This is a genomic window from Streptomyces viridifaciens (assembly GCF_001888885.2).
GTDB lineage: Bacteria > Actinomycetota > Actinomycetes > Streptomycetales > Streptomycetaceae > Kitasatospora > Kitasatospora aureofaciens.
Genome location: NZ_CP090841.1, coordinates 4113439 through 4129205, shown reverse-complemented (window position 1 = coordinate 4129205; position 15767 = coordinate 4113439). Strand labels below are relative to the sequence as shown.

General features: G+C 73.9%; 15 protein-coding genes. 5 read left to right on the top strand and 10 right to left on the bottom strand.

The window, feature by feature from the left end:
* Positions 1-73: 73 nt before the first annotated feature.
* From BOQ63_RS25510 to BOQ63_RS25480, 7 genes are all read right to left on the bottom strand, one after another.
* Entirely contained in the window at positions 74-1123 is a 1050-nt protein-coding gene (locus tag BOQ63_RS25510) for a family 2 encapsulin nanocompartment cargo protein polyprenyl transferase (protein WP_030551642.1), read from the bottom strand.
* Between the two features lie 174 nt (positions 1124-1297).
* On the bottom strand, positions 1298-2719 hold the full coding sequence (locus BOQ63_RS25505) for a family 2B encapsulin nanocompartment shell protein (protein ID WP_030284413.1): 1422 nt from the start codon (positions 2717-2719) through the stop codon (positions 1298-1300).
* A 222-nt stretch (positions 2720-2941) separates the two neighbouring features.
* Entirely contained in the window at positions 2942-3487 is a 546-nt protein-coding gene (locus BOQ63_RS25500; protein ID WP_030284415.1) for a methylated-DNA--[protein]-cysteine S-methyltransferase, read from the bottom strand.
* Between the two features lie 167 nt (positions 3488-3654).
* Positions 3655-3888, bottom strand: a complete 234-nt coding sequence (locus tag BOQ63_RS25495; RefSeq protein WP_046387441.1) for a hypothetical protein — start codon at positions 3886-3888, stop codon at positions 3655-3657.
* A gap of 183 nt (positions 3889-4071) precedes the next feature.
* A complete protein-coding gene (locus BOQ63_RS25490; RefSeq protein WP_157846563.1) occupies positions 4072-4446 on the bottom strand; it encodes a hypothetical protein in 375 nt (124 codons plus the stop codon).
* A gap of 163 nt (positions 4447-4609) precedes the next feature.
* Positions 4610-6439, bottom strand: a complete 1830-nt coding sequence (locus BOQ63_RS25485; protein ID WP_223886043.1) for an ABC transporter ATP-binding protein — start codon at positions 6437-6439, stop codon at positions 4610-4612.
* Positions 6440-6479: 40 nt separating this feature from the next.
* Complete coding sequence (locus BOQ63_RS25480; protein WP_030284423.1) at positions 6480-6671, bottom strand: hypothetical protein; 192 nt, start codon at positions 6669-6671, stop codon at positions 6480-6482.
* A 380-nt stretch (positions 6672-7051) separates the two neighbouring features.
* Here BOQ63_RS25480 and BOQ63_RS25475 point away from each other — a divergent pair, with 380 nt between their 5' ends.
* The 5 genes from BOQ63_RS25475 (at position 7052) to BOQ63_RS25455 (ending at position 11469) form a co-directional block, all read left to right on the top strand.
* Complete coding sequence (locus BOQ63_RS25475) at positions 7052-7513, top strand: hypothetical protein (RefSeq protein WP_051746883.1); 462 nt, start codon at positions 7052-7054, stop codon at positions 7511-7513.
* The gene (locus BOQ63_RS25470; RefSeq protein WP_223886042.1) at positions 7506-8303 is read left to right on the top strand and encodes a class F sortase; all 798 of its coding nucleotides are present in this window, start codon (positions 7506-7508) and stop codon (positions 8301-8303) included. The genes BOQ63_RS25475 and BOQ63_RS25470 overlap by 8 nt, the downstream gene beginning before the upstream one ends.
* A gap of 174 nt (positions 8304-8477) precedes the next feature.
* Positions 8478-9398, top strand: a complete 921-nt coding sequence (locus BOQ63_RS25465; RefSeq protein WP_150476116.1) for a hypothetical protein — start codon at positions 8478-8480, stop codon at positions 9396-9398.
* A complete protein-coding gene (locus tag BOQ63_RS25460; RefSeq protein WP_030551648.1) occupies positions 9395-10219 on the top strand; it encodes a response regulator in 825 nt (274 codons plus the stop codon). The genes BOQ63_RS25465 and BOQ63_RS25460 overlap by 4 nt, the downstream gene beginning before the upstream one ends.
* Entirely contained in the window at positions 10216-11469 is a 1254-nt protein-coding gene (locus tag BOQ63_RS25455; RefSeq protein ID WP_223886041.1) for a sensor histidine kinase, read from the top strand. Before BOQ63_RS25460 ends, BOQ63_RS25455 begins: the two co-directional genes overlap by 4 nt.
* A gap of 22 nt (positions 11470-11491) precedes the next feature.
* Here BOQ63_RS25455 and BOQ63_RS25450 read toward each other — a convergent pair whose 3' ends face one another.
* From BOQ63_RS25450 to BOQ63_RS25440, 3 genes are all read right to left on the bottom strand, one after another.
* Complete coding sequence (locus BOQ63_RS25450) at positions 11492-13075, bottom strand: serine/threonine-protein kinase (RefSeq protein ID WP_072655024.1); 1584 nt, start codon at positions 13073-13075, stop codon at positions 11492-11494.
* Positions 13072-13488, bottom strand: a complete 417-nt coding sequence (locus BOQ63_RS25445) for a hypothetical protein (RefSeq protein ID WP_030284438.1) — start codon at positions 13486-13488, stop codon at positions 13072-13074. Before BOQ63_RS25445 ends, BOQ63_RS25450 begins: the two co-directional genes overlap by 4 nt.
* 151 nt (positions 13489-13639) lie before the next feature.
* On the bottom strand, positions 13640-15661 hold the full coding sequence (locus tag BOQ63_RS25440) for an N-6 DNA methylase (protein ID WP_072655023.1): 2022 nt from the start codon (positions 15659-15661) through the stop codon (positions 13640-13642).
* Between the last annotated feature and the right edge of the window lie 106 nt (positions 15662-15767).

The following is a 15767-nucleotide window of genomic DNA, read 5'->3' as shown; positions in this document are numbered from 1 at the left end:
GGTCCGTCAGCGACCGGAGTGGGGGACCGGACGGGTCGGCTTCCCGGTCCGGTCCGGATCCGCCGGACGCGGCTCAGTGGGTGCGGCGGGTCACCAGCTCGGCGAGGGCGAGCAGTTCGTCGGCCGCGGAAGGCTCCGGTACGGCCAACGCCAGCTGGGCCATCGCCGCGGCCATCCGCTCGCAGGACTCGCCCTGTGCCCAGCCGCGCCCGCCGGCCGCCTCGACGGCCGCCGCGCACTGCGCCAACTCCTCGGGACCGAGCGGCCGTTCGAGCGCGTAGAGCTCGGCGAGCCGGGCGCCCTCGGCGGTGCCGGAACCGAGCGCCCGGACCACCGGCAGCGACTTCTTCCGGGCGACGAGGTCCGCGCCGACCGGCTTGCCGGTGACCGCTGGATCCCCCCAGATGCCGATCAGGTCGTCGATCAGCTGGAAGGCGAGGCCGATCTCGCGGCCGAAGCCGTCCATGGCCTGTGCCGTTTCCTCGGAACCGCCGCCGTACAGCGCGCCCATCGCGCAGGCGGCGCCGAGCAGGGCCCCGGTCTTGGCCTCGGCCATCGCCAGGCACTCGGCGAGCGAGACGTCGTTGCGCTGCTCGAAGGCGCAGTCGATCTGCTGGCCCTCGCAGAGTTCGACCACGCAGTCGGCGAGCCGGCGGATCGAGCCGCGGGCGGCCGGGTGGGCGTCCTCGGCGACCAGGCGCAGCGCGAGGGAGTGCATCGCGTCGCCGGCCAGGATGGCCTCGGTGGTGCCGAACACCCGCCAGGCGGTGGGCCGGTGGCGCCGGGTGTCGTCCCGGTCGATGACGTCGTCGTGGAGCAGGGTGAAGTTGTGCACCAGCTCCACCGCGGCGGCCGCGGCGACGGCCGTACCGGGGGTGCCGCCGAGGGCCTGGGCGGCGGCGAGGACCAGGGCGGGGCGGATCGCCTTGCCGGAGGAGGCCTCGGAGGGCGTGCCGTCCGCCTCCCACCAGCCGAAGTGGTAGCCGGCGACCTTGCGCATCGTGCCGGGCAGTGAGTCGACGGCGGCCCGCAGGACCGGGTCGACCAGCCGGCGGGCGCGGGCGAGGATGTCGGCCGCCTCGTGGCCCTCTTTGTGGTCCCGCTCCAGCGTGGAGCTCGTCATGGGTTCCTCCCCCTGTAGGGCGCCTGTCGTAGGACGGCCGGCCCGTCGGGCGGCCGGGTGCGCCGGGGCGGCGGGCCGGTGGCCGTACGCGCCGCGGCGCGCCGCCCGGCCGGGGCCGGGTGTCCCCGGCCGGGCGGCGCGGATTCTGCTCGGAGGCCGAGCCGGCGGCCGTCGTCAGCGCTGGGCGATGTCCACGTTCTCCAGGACGCCGACGGCGTCCGGAACCAGGATCGCGGCCGAGTAGTAGGCGCTCACCAGGTAGGAAATGATGGCCTTCTCGTCGATTCCCATGAACCGCACCGAAAGGCTCGGCTGGTATTCGTCCGGAATTCCGGTCTGGTGCAGGCCGACGACGCCCTGGTTGTCCTCGCCGACGCGCATCGCGAGGATCGAGCTGGTGCTCCCGCCGACGATCGGGATCTTGTTGCACGGGAAGATCGGCACCCCCCGCCAGGCGCTGACCTGCTTGCCCTCGACCTCGACCGTGCCCGGGTAGAGCCCGCGCTTGTTGCACTCACGGCCGAAGGCGGCGATGGCCTTGGGGTGGGCCAGGAACATCTTGGTGCTGCGGCGGCGGCTGAGCAGCTCGTCCATGTCGTCCGGGGTGGGCGGGCCGGAGTGGGTCTGGATCCGCTGGTCGTACTCTGCGTTCTCCAGCAGGCCGAACTCGGGGTTGTTGATGAGCTCGTGCTCCTGGCGCTCGCGCAGGGCCTCGATCGTCAGCCGGAGCTGGTGCTCGGTCTGGTTCATCGGCTTGTTGTAGAGGTCGGCGACCCGGGTGTGGACCTTGAGGATGGTCTGCGCGACGCTCAGCTCGTACTCGCGCGGCTTGAGTTCGTAGTCCACGAAGGCACCGGGCAGCTCGTACTCGCCCTGGTGGCCGGCGGAGAGGTCGATCGCCGCCTCGCCGTGCTTGTTCTGCGCCTGCTGGAAGCCGTTCAGGTACTCCATGATCTGCAGCTGCAGCGACTCGGAGCGGTCGTGCAGCTCCTGGAAGGACGGCCAGGCGAGCACCATCACGGTGCCTGCGGTGGCGGCACGGACGGTGTACGGCCAGCTGCCGTCCTCCTCCTGGAGCGCCTCGTCGCCCAGATGGTCGCCGTCGGCCAGGGTGCCGACCACCGTCTCCTCGCCGTACTTGCCGGTGCCGAGCCGCTCGAGCTTGCCGTGCGCGATCAGGAAGACCTCGCTGATCGGCGTGCCGGCGGTGACCAGGACGTCGCCCGCCTGGAACTGCCGCTGGACGAAGCGGCCGGCCAGCTCCTCCAGCACCGCCTCGTCCTCGTAACCGCGCAGCACCGGCACCTCGGCCAGCGTCTGCGGGACGATCCGCACCTCGGAACCCGTCTTGACGAAACTCACCCGGCCGCGGCCGACCTTGTGGCGCAGGCGGCGGTTGACCCGGTAGGTGCCGCCGGAGACCTGCACCCAGGGCAGCGTCCTGAGCAGCCAGCGCGGGCTGATGCCCTGCATCTGGGGCGCGGACTTGGTGGTCGTGGCGAGGTTCCGCGCGCCCGCCGTGCTCAGGGACTGCTGCTGCCGGATGTCCGGCTGCGCGCCCGGCGCAGGAATACCGGCATTGGTTTCGGTCGACATAGGGAAAACCCTTCGCATGCCCGATGAAGTGTCGCCTTGCACATTCTCGTTACAGCTTCATGGTGGGCCGTTCGAGGGAGGTCCGCAATCACTCGTTCGAGTGGTTCTGAATAACCGAACAAATAGTACGACTAGATCGCCTGATCGATATTTGTTCGACTTCTTATTCGAAAACACCGGGATGCCGCGCCCGGTCCTCCTCCGTCGACCGTGCGGCTGACACTACAGCGGACCGTTCCAGTCCAGTGTCGGTTCCAGCACCCCTTCCAGGGTGAGCAGCCAGCGTTTCACGTCGATGCCGACCCGGCCGCCGCCGAAACCGCCGATCCCGTCCGCCGCCACCACCCGGTGGCAGGGCACCAGCAGGGCCACCGGGTTGGCGGCCATCATCTGCCCGACCGTCCGGGCGGCCAGGCCCGGTTCCGTGACGTCCTCGAACACCCCGCTGCGGGCGGCAAGTTCACCGTAGGTGATGGTCCGTCCGTACGGCACCTGCTCCCGGAGCGTGCGCAGGACGGTGCGGTGCGGCCCGGAGCTGAGGCTCCAGTCGATCGGCAGGCCCAGCTCCCGGGTGCGGCCCGCCAGGTAGGCGCCGATCCGCTCGGTGACGGCGGTGACCTTCGCGGGGTCGGTGCACGGCGGCGTCTCACCGTCCCGTCCGCCGTAGCCTGCGGCCGCCACCCCGAGCGGGGTCACCGCGATGTGCATCGGACCGCTGGGCAGCGGGGTCGGCACGGTCAGCCAGGACAACGACCAGGACTGCGGCACGCTCGGGCCCCCACCCTCCGCCGGGTCGGCCGCCAGCCGGCCCGGCGACCTCGGGGCGCTCCGACCGAGCCGCCCGGCGCGCCATCGTACGGCGGGCGGGGCGGTCGGTGCGGGCGGTGCGGACGGGGCCGGTCCGAAGACGGGCCCCGTCCCCTCGGCCGGTCCGGTCAGAGCTGCCCCTTCAACCTGCGGGCGGTCGACGCGCAGAAGTGCACCAGGTCGGCGCGGTCCGGCGAGTGGCCCTCGCACAGCACGGCGAGCTGGGCGTCGGTGATCCGGTCCGGCCCCGGGATCTCCAGCAGGTACGCCAGGTCGGCCAGTACGGTGGCCAGCCGCTCCGCGTCCACGTGGTCCAGGGTGGCCGCGGCCTGGTGATGGCTGATGGTGAGCGAACCGGGCATGGTCAAACCTCCTCCGTACCCCCTCCGTCCACGGTACGACCGACCCGGCCACCCCGCCCGCCGCGGAGGCACGCACGCGTGGGCGGAGCGACCGGCTGTGCTCCGGGGCCGGCCGGGTACGGTGCGCGGTGGGCCGCACCGGTACCGGCCGGGGGTGCGCCCCGGAGCCGTCCGAGGGGTGAGTCAGCGGTCCGGGCCCTCCTCCCAGCGGCGATCCCGTACGGCCGGCAGGCCCAACACTACGGCCCCCGCCGCCACTTGCCAGACGGCTCCGACCAACAGCACGCCGCCGGTGCCGTACCGGGCCGACAGCGGACCGGCCGCCGCCAGGCCGAGCGGTCCCACGGCGAAGGAGCCGACCGCCCCGAAGGCGCTCAGCCTGCCCAGCAGTTCCGGCGGCACCCAGTGCTGCACCGTGGTGCTGTACAACGTCCCGCAGACCGCCGAACCGAGCCCCGCCGCCAGCGCGGCGGACGGCACCCCGCCGCCGACCGCTGCCCCCACACCGGCCGCGCCCGCCTCTCCTACCGCCGCGCGGCCGAACTCTTCATCGCGCACACCAGCGCCCTCGGGCCGGGCTGGACGCTCCGGCAGCTGAGGGAGCGGCGGTGAGGACCACGCGCCGGGCGGGGGTACCGCGCGGCGGCCCTGAGGGAGCAAATCGCCGTGGGTGTCGGCGAATCGGGTCTCGCGCGACGGAGCGGACTCACAGCCCGCGCGTTCACCCGGCGGCCCAGGTCGGGGTCACGGCCCGGTCGAGCCGGGCGTAGCCGGCGTCCTGGGTGAGCAGTTCCCGGTGGCTGCCGCAGGCGACCACGCGGCCCCCGCGCAGCAGGACGATCCGGTCGGCGTTCCGCACGGTGAGCAGGTTGTGCGAGATGATGATCGTCGTCCGCCCGCTCATCAGCCGCCCGAGCGGCTCCAGGATCCGCCGCCCCGACTCCGAGTCCAGGCCGGTGGTCGGCTCGTCGAGCAGCAGCACCGGTGCGTCCCGGACCATCGCCCGGGCGATCGCGATCCGCTGGCGTTGGCCGCCGGACAGCAGCCGCCCCTGCTGGCCCACCACCGTGTCGTAGCCCTCCGGCAGCCGGCTGATGAACTCGTGCGCGTCGGCGGCCCGGGCGGCCGCCACGATCTGCGCGTCGGTGGCCCCCGGTCGGCCGTAGGCGATGTTGTCCCGGACGGTGCCGTGGACGACCAGGGTCTCCTGGAGCAGCACCGCGATGTGCTCGCGCAGATCGCTCAGCGCCAGGCCGCGCAGGTCGATGCCGTCCAGCCGGACGGCACCGCGCTCCGGGTCGTAGAAGCGCAGCAGCAGCTTGGCGACGGTCGACTTGCCCGCCCCGCTCTCCCCGACCAGCGCGACCGTCTCGCCCGGTTCGGCGCGGAAGGAGACGTCGTTCAGCGCCAACCGGGACACGTTCGGGTAGCGGAACCGCACCCCTTCGAAAGCCACTGCTCCACGCACCCGGGCCGGACGCAGCGGTTTCGGCGGATCGGTCACGTCCGGCTGCTGGTCCTGGAGTTCGATGATCCGCTCGGCGGCGGCCGCGGCCGAGAAGAAGCCGTTGCTGAGCCGCCCGATCCCCTTGACCGGGCCGTAGAGGCGGCTCAGGAGGGCGACGAAGACGAGGAGCTCGCCCAGGGTGAGGCGGCCCTGGGTCAACTCCCAGGCCCCCAGGCCGAGCACGATCAGCGCACCGGCCAGTTCCAGCATCTCCACGATCGGCTCGAACAGCGCGCGCAGCCGGGTCGCCGCCATGGTCGCGCGGAACCGCGCCAGGTTCTCCCCCAGGAAGCGCTTCTGCTCCCAGTCCTGCCGGTTGTACGCCTGCACCAGAGCGATGTTACCGAGCGTCTCCTCGGCGAGGGCGCTGACCGAGCCGCTGCGGCGGCGCCGTTCGCGGGACGCGGTCCTCACCTTCCCCGAGAAGCGCCGGGCGGTGATCCAGAACAGCGGGGCCACCACCAGGGCCGTCAGCGTGAGGTCCCAGCGTAGGTAGAACAGCAGGCCGAGGAAGACGGTCAGCTCGGCGACGTACGCGACCGCTTCCAGGACGCCCGAGAGCAGGAAGGTCTCGACCGCCTCGACATCCGCGGTCAGCCGCGACAGTACGTCGCCGAGCCGCCGCCGCTCGAAGAAGCCCAGCGGTAGGCACTGGAGGTGCCGGAACACGTCCGTGCGCAGGTTGAGGAGGAAGCGCTCGCTGACCCAGGTGGAGAGCGTCTCGTCGACGAAGCCCAAGCCTCCCGCCAGCAGGGTCAGCCCGGCGTAACCGAGCGCCACCGGCAGGAACAGCCCGAGTCTGCGCGGCACCAGCACGTCGTCGACGACGATCTTGAACAGCCAGATCATCGCCGCGTCGACCACCGGGCCGAGCAGGACGATCGCCACCAGGAGGATCAGCCAGCGCCTCCCCCCTCGGGTGTAGGGCCAGAACTGCCGGAAGGTCCGCCGCAGCGGCACGACCGGGGCCGGGGCGACGACCGGGTCCGCCCGGCCGTCGCCGTCACCCGTGTCGACGGCCGTCAACCGCCGCAGGGACCACACCAGTTCGTCCTAGCCAGGGACCATCACCGGTCCGTGACCGTCAGCACCGGTTCCAGCGGCGCGAGCCGCGAAGGCCACGACGGCCCTCGTCGTCGAAGTCGCCGAAATCGTCGAAGTCGCCCCGGCCGCCACGGAAGTCCCCGCGGTCGTCCCCGCGACCGCCGTACCCGCGGCCACCGCGGTCGCCGCGGTCGCTCCGCAGCGTCGGAAGGAGGTTGGCGAGGATGCTCATCACTGCCACCTTTCTCTCGGTTTGTCCCCCACCGGAAAGTACGGACGGGCGGGCGGAAGTACTCAGCCCGGGACACATGTCACCGGATGTGTCCGGTGTCACCGAGTGTGTTCCGACGTGCGTCACGGGCTCCGTCACGGCTTCCGTCACGGGCCCGTTCCGCTCGGCCCGGGGACCGTTACCCAGCCGATGGGCGACCGTGACGCGGCCGGGCGGGCACCGCGACACGGTCCCCCTACCGTCACCGACGACGCATCGGACAACCGCGCGGGCCGGCCTCAGGGACCGGCCGTACGGGCCGGAGGCGTTCGCGAGAGCCGCGGTCTCGCCGTTGACGCGTTCGTTCACCAGAGTCTTCGTCTTCGAAGGAGCACCACCGTATGAGCAAGAGCCGTACCCACCGTTCGCCCGCCCGCCGGATGCTGGCGGTCTGCGCGCTGACCGGCGCCGCGCTGGTGACCGTCGTCACCGGCGGGCAGGCCTGGGCCGACGGAACCCCGCAGGCCGCCACCCCCACCGCCCACGCCCCTGCCAACCCGGCGCCGGCGGGCGCGGTCCGTCCCTCCGCCGTCCCCGCCCCCGCCGAAGCCGCGCCCGGCTCCGCCGCCGCGTCCGCCAAGCCCGCCCACCCGGCCGGCTCCGCGCCCGCGGCGCAGCCCGTCCCCGCCGGCTCCCAGCCGCAGGTGCGCGAGGTGCCGAAGGGTGCCGCCCAGGCCGGTGACGGCTCGGGCGAGACCGACGGCAACGGCCTGATGCTGGCGGGCGGCGGTGCCGTCGCGGCCGTCGGCGCCGGTGCGCTGGGCTTCGCCCTGCTGCGCCGCCGCTCCGGTGCGCGTGGCTGACACCGGTCCCGAGTCCGCCGGGCACCCCGGCGCCCTTCCTCCGCACCCGGCCGGGCGGGGAAGCGGCGCCGGGGCGCCCCGGGCGGCGGGGACCGCCAAGCGGGGCGGCCGCGGGGGGCGGCGCGCCGCCCGGCCCGGCCCGGGCATCCTGCGCCGGAGCGTCTTCGGCGCGGCTGGCCTGCTCTGCGTGGTGCTCGGCACCTCGCTCGCGCTGTCCGGCCGGGACACCCCGGTGGTGCGGATCGAGACCTCCGGCCACGCCCCGGCGGCCGCCGCGCCCACCCCGACCGCGCCCGCCCGCACCACCCCCGTGGGCGCGCCGACCGCCAGCGCCCGGACGCTCGCCGCCTCGCCGCCCACCCGGCTGCTGATCCCCGCCATCAGCGTGGACGCCCCGGTGACCGACCTCGGCCTGAACGCCGACGGCACCGTCCAGGTGCCCTCGGCCGACCATGCCGACCAGGTCGGCTGGTACCGCAACGGCCCCACCCCGGGCGAGGCCGGCCCGGCCGTCCTGATCGGCCACCTCGACACCAGGAACGGCCCGGCGGTCTTCCGGCGCCTGCCGGAACTCCACCCGGGCGACCTGATCCGGATCCGGCGCTCGGACGGCGGCAGCGTGGACTTCAAGGTCCGCAGCCTGCTCCAGGCCGCCAAGGACCACTTCCCCACCGACGCGGTGTACGGCGACACCCCCGGGCCCGCACTGCGGCTGATCACCTGCGGCGGGCGGATCGGCTCGGACGGCCACTGGACGGACAACATCATCGTTCTGGCGGACCCGGCCTGACCGGGCCGCCGACAGCGGGGGCGGAACCGCCGGTCACCGTCCGCACGACCTACCCACCGGACCGGCCACCAGGACGGACCGGCTACAACGGTCACAGCAGCAGGACGGCCGGAGGGACGGCGAACCGGCACCGCGCCGCGCGCACACCGCGAACCTGGAGGACGAGCACCGACCGTGGCACCACCGACCCCGCTCCGCCGCCGCCCCGGCGCCGTGCCCGCGGCCGCCCTCGCCACCCTGGCCGCCCTGACCGTCCTCGGCGTCCTGGCCTTCGGCCACCCCGCCCCGGGCGGCCTGCGGGACGACGGCCCGCGCGTGGCCGTCACCCCGCCGACCTCGGCCAAACCGCTCTGGCCCGGCCTGGCCACCGCACCGCCGCCCGCCACGTCCGCGACCGGGTCCAGCACCCAGGCACCTCCGCCGCAGCCCGTACCCGACCTGACCGCCCCCGGGCACGACCTCACCGCGGTCGACCTCCACACCCTCCTGGCCAAGGACCCGGCGGTGAGCGCGGAGGAGCGGCGCGCGCTCGACTCCTGCACCGGCTGCGAGGTGCGGGCCCCCGAGTTCCGCGACCTCACCGGCGACGGGCTGCCCGAACTGATCGCCGCCGTCGCCACCCCGGGACAGGTCGCGCTGCACGTCTACACCCTCACCGGGGACCGCGTCCTGCCGATCCTGCGGGTGCAGATCAAGCCGGACTTCGGCGCCGCCACCCTGGACTCCGACCTGTGGCTGTACGAACCGACCACCGTCACCACCCGCACCACCAGCCACTACCAGTGGGACGGGACCAGGCTCGCCCTGGTCGAGAAGCGGGTGGACGGCATCGGCCTGCTCCCGCCCACCGATCCGGGCACCGACCCGCCGACCGGCACCGGAGCCGTCGGCGCGGTTCCCGGGCCGGTCCGCCCCTCCGCCGAGGCCAGGCCGGGCGCCGGCGCGGCCGTCCCGACCGCGCGCCCCGGCCGACCCCAGCCCCAGCCCGCTCAACCGTCCCAGTGGTACCAGCCGACCCCGCAGTACCAGCAGTCCTCTCAGTACCAGTCGTCCCAACCGTCCGCCCCTGCCGTCGTCCCGGAAGCGAAGCGATGACCACCGCCGCCGCCCCCGCCCAGCCGCACATCCTGCTCGTCGAGGACGACGAGGTGATCCGGGAGGCGACCCGGATGGCCCTGGAGCGCTACGGCTTCCCGGTCACCACCGCCGCCGACGGCCTGGAGGGGCTGGAGGCTTTCCACGCCGTCCGCCCCGACCTGCTCCTGCTGGACGTGATGCTGCCGCTGCTCGACGGGGTCGGCCTGTGCCGCCGGATCCGGGAGGAGAGCCAGCTGCCGATCCTGATGATGTCGGCCCGCACCGACCCGGTGGACGTGGTGTCCGGCCTGGAGGCGGGCGCGGACGACTACGTGGTCAAGCCCTTCGAGAGCGCCGTCCTGGTCGCCCGGATCCGCACCGTGCTGCGCCGCATCCGGGTGGCCCCGGCTCCTGCCGCTGCGTCTCCTGCCGTCCTTTCCTCCCCCTCCTCTTCCTCCTCCCCTTCCTCCTCCTTCCCCCCTTCTTCCGCGTCGCCCGACTCCCCGGCAGCCCCCGTCGCCCCCTCCCCCGCTCCCTCCCCCACCCACGCCGTCCGCAACTTCGACGGCCTGCAGGTGGACACCGACAGCATGGAGGTGCGGGTCGACGGCCGCCTCGTCCCGCTCACTCCCACCGAGCTGCGGCTGCTGCTGGAGTTCACCGCCGCGCCCGGCATCGTGCTGGAGCGCTCGACGCTGCTGGAGCGCGTCTGGGACTACGAGTGGGGAGCCGACACCCGGGTGGTGGACGTCCACGTCCAGCGGCTGCGCGCCAAGATCGGCTCCGGCCGGATCGAAACCGTCCGCGGTTTCGGCTACAAGCTCCGGCGCCCCGCATGACCGTACGCCGACCCCGACAGCTCCCCTCCCGGCTGACGCTGCGCCGGATGACCCTGCGCCGTCAGATCGCCACCGCCGTCGCCGCCATCTCCGTCCTGGTCGCGGTGGCCGTCGGCCTGCTGGTCCACCAGGCGATGATCCGACAACACGTCGACCAGGCGCGCTCCTCCGCGCTCACCGCCCTCAACTCCGCCCTCACCGACTACGCGCGCGGCCTGACCCCCAACCCCGTCGCCGCCCTCGACGACCCGGCCCTCCCCACCCGGCTGCACGACCTCGCCGCCGACGGGCGAGAGGGCACGGTGCTCGCGACCGACCAGCAGGGCGAGTCGATGTGGGCGGCGGCCCCGGTCCAGGGCGGAGTGCTCTCCGCCCGGGTGGACTTCACCCAGGACCGCCGGGCCATCGCCGACCTGGACCGGATCATCCTGCTCACCGTCGTCGCCGCGGTCTTCACCACCGTGCTGGCCGGCGTGCTCGTCGCGGACCGGATCAGCCGCCGCCTGCGCACCGCGGCCACCGCCGCCCGGGGCATCGCGGCCGGCGGCACCGACACCCGGATCGGCGAACTCGTCGACGGGAAGGACGAGGTCGCCGACCTCGCCGCCGCCGTCGACCTGATGTCCCGCACCCTGCACCGCCGCCTGGAGGACGAACAGCGCTTCACCGCCGACGTCGCCCACGAACTGCGCACCCCGCTCACCGGCCTAGTCACCGCCGCCGAACTGCTGCCGCCCGGCCGCCCCACCCAACTGGTGCAGAACCGGGTCCAGGCCCTGCGCGCCCTCGTCGAGGACCTCCTGGAGGTCTCCCGCCTGGACGCGGACGTCGAGTCCCCCGACCTCTCCGCCGTCCCCCTGGAACGCGCGGTGCGCCGCACCGTCACCCTCACCGGCCTCGACGTCCGGATCGGGATCACCTCCGACCAGGAGGTCCGCACCGACCTGCGCCGCCTCGACCGCATCCTCGGCAACCTGCTGCTCAACGCCCACCGCCACGGCGCCGGCCCGGTCGAACTCCACGTCGACGGCCGCCGGATCACCGTCCGCGACCACGGCCCCGGCTACCCCGACGACCTCCTCGACCACGGCCCCCAGCGCTTCCGCACCAACGCCCCCGAACGCGGCCGCGGCCACGGCCTCGGCCTCACCATCGCCACCGGCCACACCCGCGTCATCGGCGCCACCCTCACCTTCGCCAACCACCCCGCCGGCGGCGCCCTCGCCACCCTCACCCTCCCCCCGGACTGACCGCCTCCTCATCGCGTGGTGGCTACGGACGGCGGTCTCTCCGGTCGTCCCGCGAGTCCCATTCGTCGAGGGTGCGCCGGGTCTCGGCGGCGAGCGGGTGGTGCGGGCCATAGAGCCGCTCGGTGTCGACGAGTACTCGGAGCTGGGCCGTGCGGGCGCCGATGTGGTCACCGGTCGCGAAGAGCAGGTGTGCTGCGCGGCCGCGGACCTCCAGTGCGAAGGCCGGATCGTCGTCGGCGAGCCGGTCCAGCTGAGGAAGCAGGGACCGGTACTCGGCGAGTGCCGAGACGTGGTCGCCGAGGTGTTCCAGGCACTGCGCTGCCTCGACGCGGAAGCGTAGGGCCTGGGGGTCAGCCGGGCCGGCCTCGGCGGAGCGCTGCTCGATCAGCAGCCGGAACTCCGACAGTGCGGCGCGGAACTGACCGTCCTCCAGCAGAGTCGCGGCGTAGTGCTTCCGCAGCATGTGGACGACCGGAGAGTTCCGGCCACGGGCCTCAGCGGCACCGGACAGCGCTCTGCCGAGCACGCTCACGGCTTGGGTGACCCGACCCGCGTCCAGCAACCCCTTGGCCTCCTTGACGGCGGCGCCGATCTCGGCCGTCCCGCCGACGGGTGCGGGAGGGCCCGGGTGCGGGTCCGCGGCGGGCACGGTCGGCGAGTGCCGTGACCGGTACGGCGGCTGCCCGCCGTGCCAGGGCGCGTAGGGCTGCCGGAACGGACGGGTCGGGTCCATCGGGACCCCGGGGCCGTCAAGGCGGTTCGACGCGGGCCCGGGAAGCAGGGGCGCCAGCTCGCGGTAGACCTCCGCCGCATCGGCCGGGCGGTCCCGCGGGTCCTTGGCGAGCAGCCGCAGGACCAGGGTCTCCAGTGGTTCCGGCACCTCTGGCCGGAGCCGGCGCAGTGGCAGAGGCGGCTCGTGGAGGTGCCGGTGCAGCACGCCCAGCGCGGAGGCACCGGCGAAGGGGACCGTGCCGCCGAGCAGTTCGTGCAGGATCACGCCGAGCGAGTAGAGGTCGGCGCTCGGGCCGACCTCGCCTCCCATGGCCTGCTCGGGCGACATGTACGCGGGGCTGCCGATGGGAGAGCCGGTGAGGGTGAGGCGCGTGGTGTCGGAGTCCAGGACGGCGGCGACACCGAGGTCGAGCACGACGACGGTGCCGTCGGGACGGACCATGACATTGCGCGGCTTGAGGTCGCGGTGCACGGCCGGTACCGCGTGCACGGCGGTCAGCACCGGGCAGAGCTGCGCCGCCACGGCGACCGCCCACGGCCAGGGGTAGGGATCGTGCTCGGCCAAGTGGTCGGCCAGGTCCGCGCCTTGGACGTACTGCATGACCAGGTAGAGGTCGTCGCCGTCGCTGGCGGCATCGTGCACGGTGACCAGTCCGGGGTGATCGACCTGGGCGGTGACCCGGCACTCCCGGACGAAGCGCCGCCTGACCCCGTCGAAGTCCTCCGCCGCTTCGGGCATCCGGTCGGTCCGGAGCAGCTTGACCGCCACCTGCCGGTCCAGGACGTTGTCGTGTGCCGTCCACACCTGGCCCATGCCGCCCTGCCCGACGAGCGTCGCCAGCTCGTACCGCCCGGCGACGAGCCGGCCCTTCATGAGCGCTCCTGCTGCTCGAGGTAGGCGCTCAGTTCGTCGAGCCCGGCCCTGACCTGCCCGATGCGGTCCTGGCGCGGCAGGCCCACAGGTGGGTGGCCCGGTGGCACCGCCGGCAGTGCCACCGGGGTCCCCTGGCCGGGAACCGCCCCGCCCGAAGGCTGCGGCCGCAGGTCGACGGCAAGGAAGTACGCCGGGACGAAGACCATGGTCCCGAGCAGGAGCACCACCCCGGTGGTGGCCTGCCAACTGTCCTTCCCGGACGGCCCGATCAGCGCCACCCCGCCGACGGACGCCGCCGCCACCGCGACGAGCACCAGCCAGTCGCGTCGGCGGCGGTGCACGAGCGCGAGGTACAGCATCGATATCCAGCCCAGCATGCCGATGGTCAGCACCGGAACGGCGGTGAGGACCACCCTGAGAAGCACCCTCCACACGCGCGCGCCACGTCGACGCGGCGGCGTTGTGGGGACGGGGCCGTACATGGGCCAGCTCCTGCTCGGCGGAGGTTGATCGGTGATTGCCGGGGTCAGCCTACCGACCCGTCCGCCGGGCGACCTCCGCCCATCAGGACGGGCTGATGCTCCCGTCCGTCAGCCCGTCGTACAGGCCCTGGACGAACAGTTCGCCCAGTCTGGCCGCCAGGCGTGCCGCCTCCTCGAAGGCGGCGACCGCGCGGAACCGCTCACCGTAGCGCTGCTGGTCGGCCAGCGGCAGCCGGGGCACCTGGAGCCGGCGCACATCGAGCCGGGTCGCGGACGTGGTGAAGCTGCTGGCCTGCCGGTTGTTGGCGCTGCTGCGCAGGAAGCCGGCGAGGAACCACGGGTCCAGGGTGGCCGGGTCGGGGCGCAGCAGGTAGACGTTGCGGCCCAGCGCGGCACCGGCGGTGGCTTCGTCGATCACGCGGGTCGCGGTGCCCCGGCCGAGCACGGGGATCACCACGTCCCCGGCCCGGATGAGCACCGGCTCCTCGTCCTCGCCCTCGGGCAGCACGCCGGAGGGGGCGCCGCCCGACACGATGTCGTGCTCGCTCAGGACCGGCGGGCCGCCGGTGCCGGCTCCGGCACCGCCCGTCCGCATCACCAGGGCTCCCGTCCTGGCCAGTTCGCCCAGGCTGGTCATGGGCCAGCGCACGAGCGCGCCCTGGACGCCCACCACCGGCGCCAGTTCCACGGTGCTCCGCAGGGCATCGGTCAGGCGTTGGCGGACCTCGCTCAGCCCGGCCCCTCCGGTGCCCGCCGCCCGAATCGGCAGGTGCCGGGCCGGGGTCACGTCCACGTCGTCGTCCAGCAGGTCGACCAGCGGGACGGTGCGGCTGACGCCGGGCCGCTCCGGTGCCGCGCCGGCGTGGTCGAAGGCGTACCAGTCCGCCAGCACCGTGTTGCGCAGTTCCTGCCAAGGCAGCTTTTCCCCGCCGTCCGAGTGCTCGGCCGCGTTCACCAGCAGCAGTCGCTGCGGTTGCGGCGCGTCCGCCGCAGGACGGCGCAGCACCCACAGGTGCAGGGGAATCCCGTACGGCGGGGCCACGCCCGCGGGCAGCGCGACGACCGCCCGGAGCGCGCCGCGCCGCAGCAGGTCCGCCCGGATCCGCCGGCCCGACCGGCGGGACGCCGCGGCGGGCGGCATCAGCAGCACGGCGCAGCCGTTATCGCGCACATGGGCGAGGGCGTGCTGCACCCAGGCCAGCTCGGACTCGGTCCGCGGCGGCAGCCCGTACTCCCAGCGGGTGTCGTAGGCGAGCTCCTCGTGCCCCCAGGAGCGCTCGTTGAACGGCGGGTGGCACAGCACGACGTCCGCGCGCACGCCGGTGTGCGCGTCGGCGCGCAGGCTGTCGCCCACCTGGATCCGCACCTCCCCGTCCGTGTGCAGGGCGAGGCGCACCGCGGTCAGCGCGGCGAGGTCCGGATCGGCCTCCTGACCGATCACCGTGGTGGTGGGACCGGCCGCGCCGAGCAGGCCGCCGAATCCGCAGGCGGGGTCCAGCACCAGCTCGGCCGGGCCGGCGAGTTCGGCCATCAGCTCCGAGAGCGGCGCGGGGGTGAGCGTGTACTGGCGCGGCCCCGCCTCCAGGTGGCGCCCCATCAGGAACTCGTACGCCTGGCGTGCGCCGAGTTCGTTCGCGAGCTCCACGCCACCGCGCAGCAGCGCCAGACGCCCTGTCAGCTCGGGCCCGCTCGGCACGGGTACCGGGTGGTTTTCGCCCAGGCGGGCGCGAAGTGCCTCGGCGAGCGCTCCGGGCAGCTCGCAGGCCAGACGGCGGTCGTCCGCGGTGGCCAGCTCCTGCCAGCGGGTGGGCTGATCGCGCAGCAGGAGCACGGCACCGACCAGCCGCAGCGCGGTCGCCGCGCCGCCCGGATCCCCTTCGATCTGTTGCCAGACCCGTTCCCGCAGGGGCACCTGCGCGAGCTTGCCCTGGTCGCGCAGCCACTGCTCGACGTCGGCCAGGTCGAAGACCGGGCTGGTGTCGGTGCCGCCGACGGGCTTGGGGAAGTCCGTGTGCCTGCGCCGCCAGTTGCTGACCGCGGCCCGGCCGACACCGGCCAACCGCGCGATCCCGGCGGCGGTGACGTCTGTCCTGTTCTCCGGCACCGAGTGGGCCCCCTCCCCGCGACGCTACGACTGAGAACGATTCTACAACCAGCCTCACGGCGAATTCTCATGTTGACGCGGTTCACAGGCGATGATCTGATTAGCC

Excerpts from the sequence above, each read along its gene's own strand:
- BOQ63_RS25495 (WP_046387441.1), bottom strand. The coding sequence starts at position 3,888 with ATGCCCGGTTCGCTCACCATCAGCCATCACCAGGCCGCGGCCACCCTG.
- BOQ63_RS25475 (WP_051746883.1), top strand. The coding sequence starts at position 7,052 with ATGAGCAAGAGCCGTACCCACCGTTCGCCCGCCCGCCGGATGCTGGCG.
- BOQ63_RS25510 (WP_030551642.1), bottom strand. The coding sequence starts at position 1,123 with ATGACGAGCTCCACGCTGGAGCGGGACCACAAAGAGGGCCACGAGGCG.
- BOQ63_RS25450 (WP_072655024.1), bottom strand. The coding sequence starts at position 13,075 with ATGAAGGGCCGGCTCGTCGCCGGGCGGTACGAGCTGGCGACGCTCGTC.
- BOQ63_RS25480 (WP_030284423.1), bottom strand. The coding sequence starts at position 6,671 with ATGAGCATCCTCGCCAACCTCCTTCCGACGCTGCGGAGCGACCGCGGC.
- BOQ63_RS25455 (WP_223886041.1), top strand. The coding sequence starts at position 10,216 with ATGACCGTACGCCGACCCCGACAGCTCCCCTCCCGGCTGACGCTGCGC.
- BOQ63_RS25505 (WP_030284413.1), bottom strand. The coding sequence starts at position 2,719 with ATGTCGACCGAAACCAATGCCGGTATTCCTGCGCCGGGCGCGCAGCCG.
- BOQ63_RS25460 (WP_030551648.1), top strand. The coding sequence starts at position 9,395 with ATGACCACCGCCGCCGCCCCCGCCCAGCCGCACATCCTGCTCGTCGAG.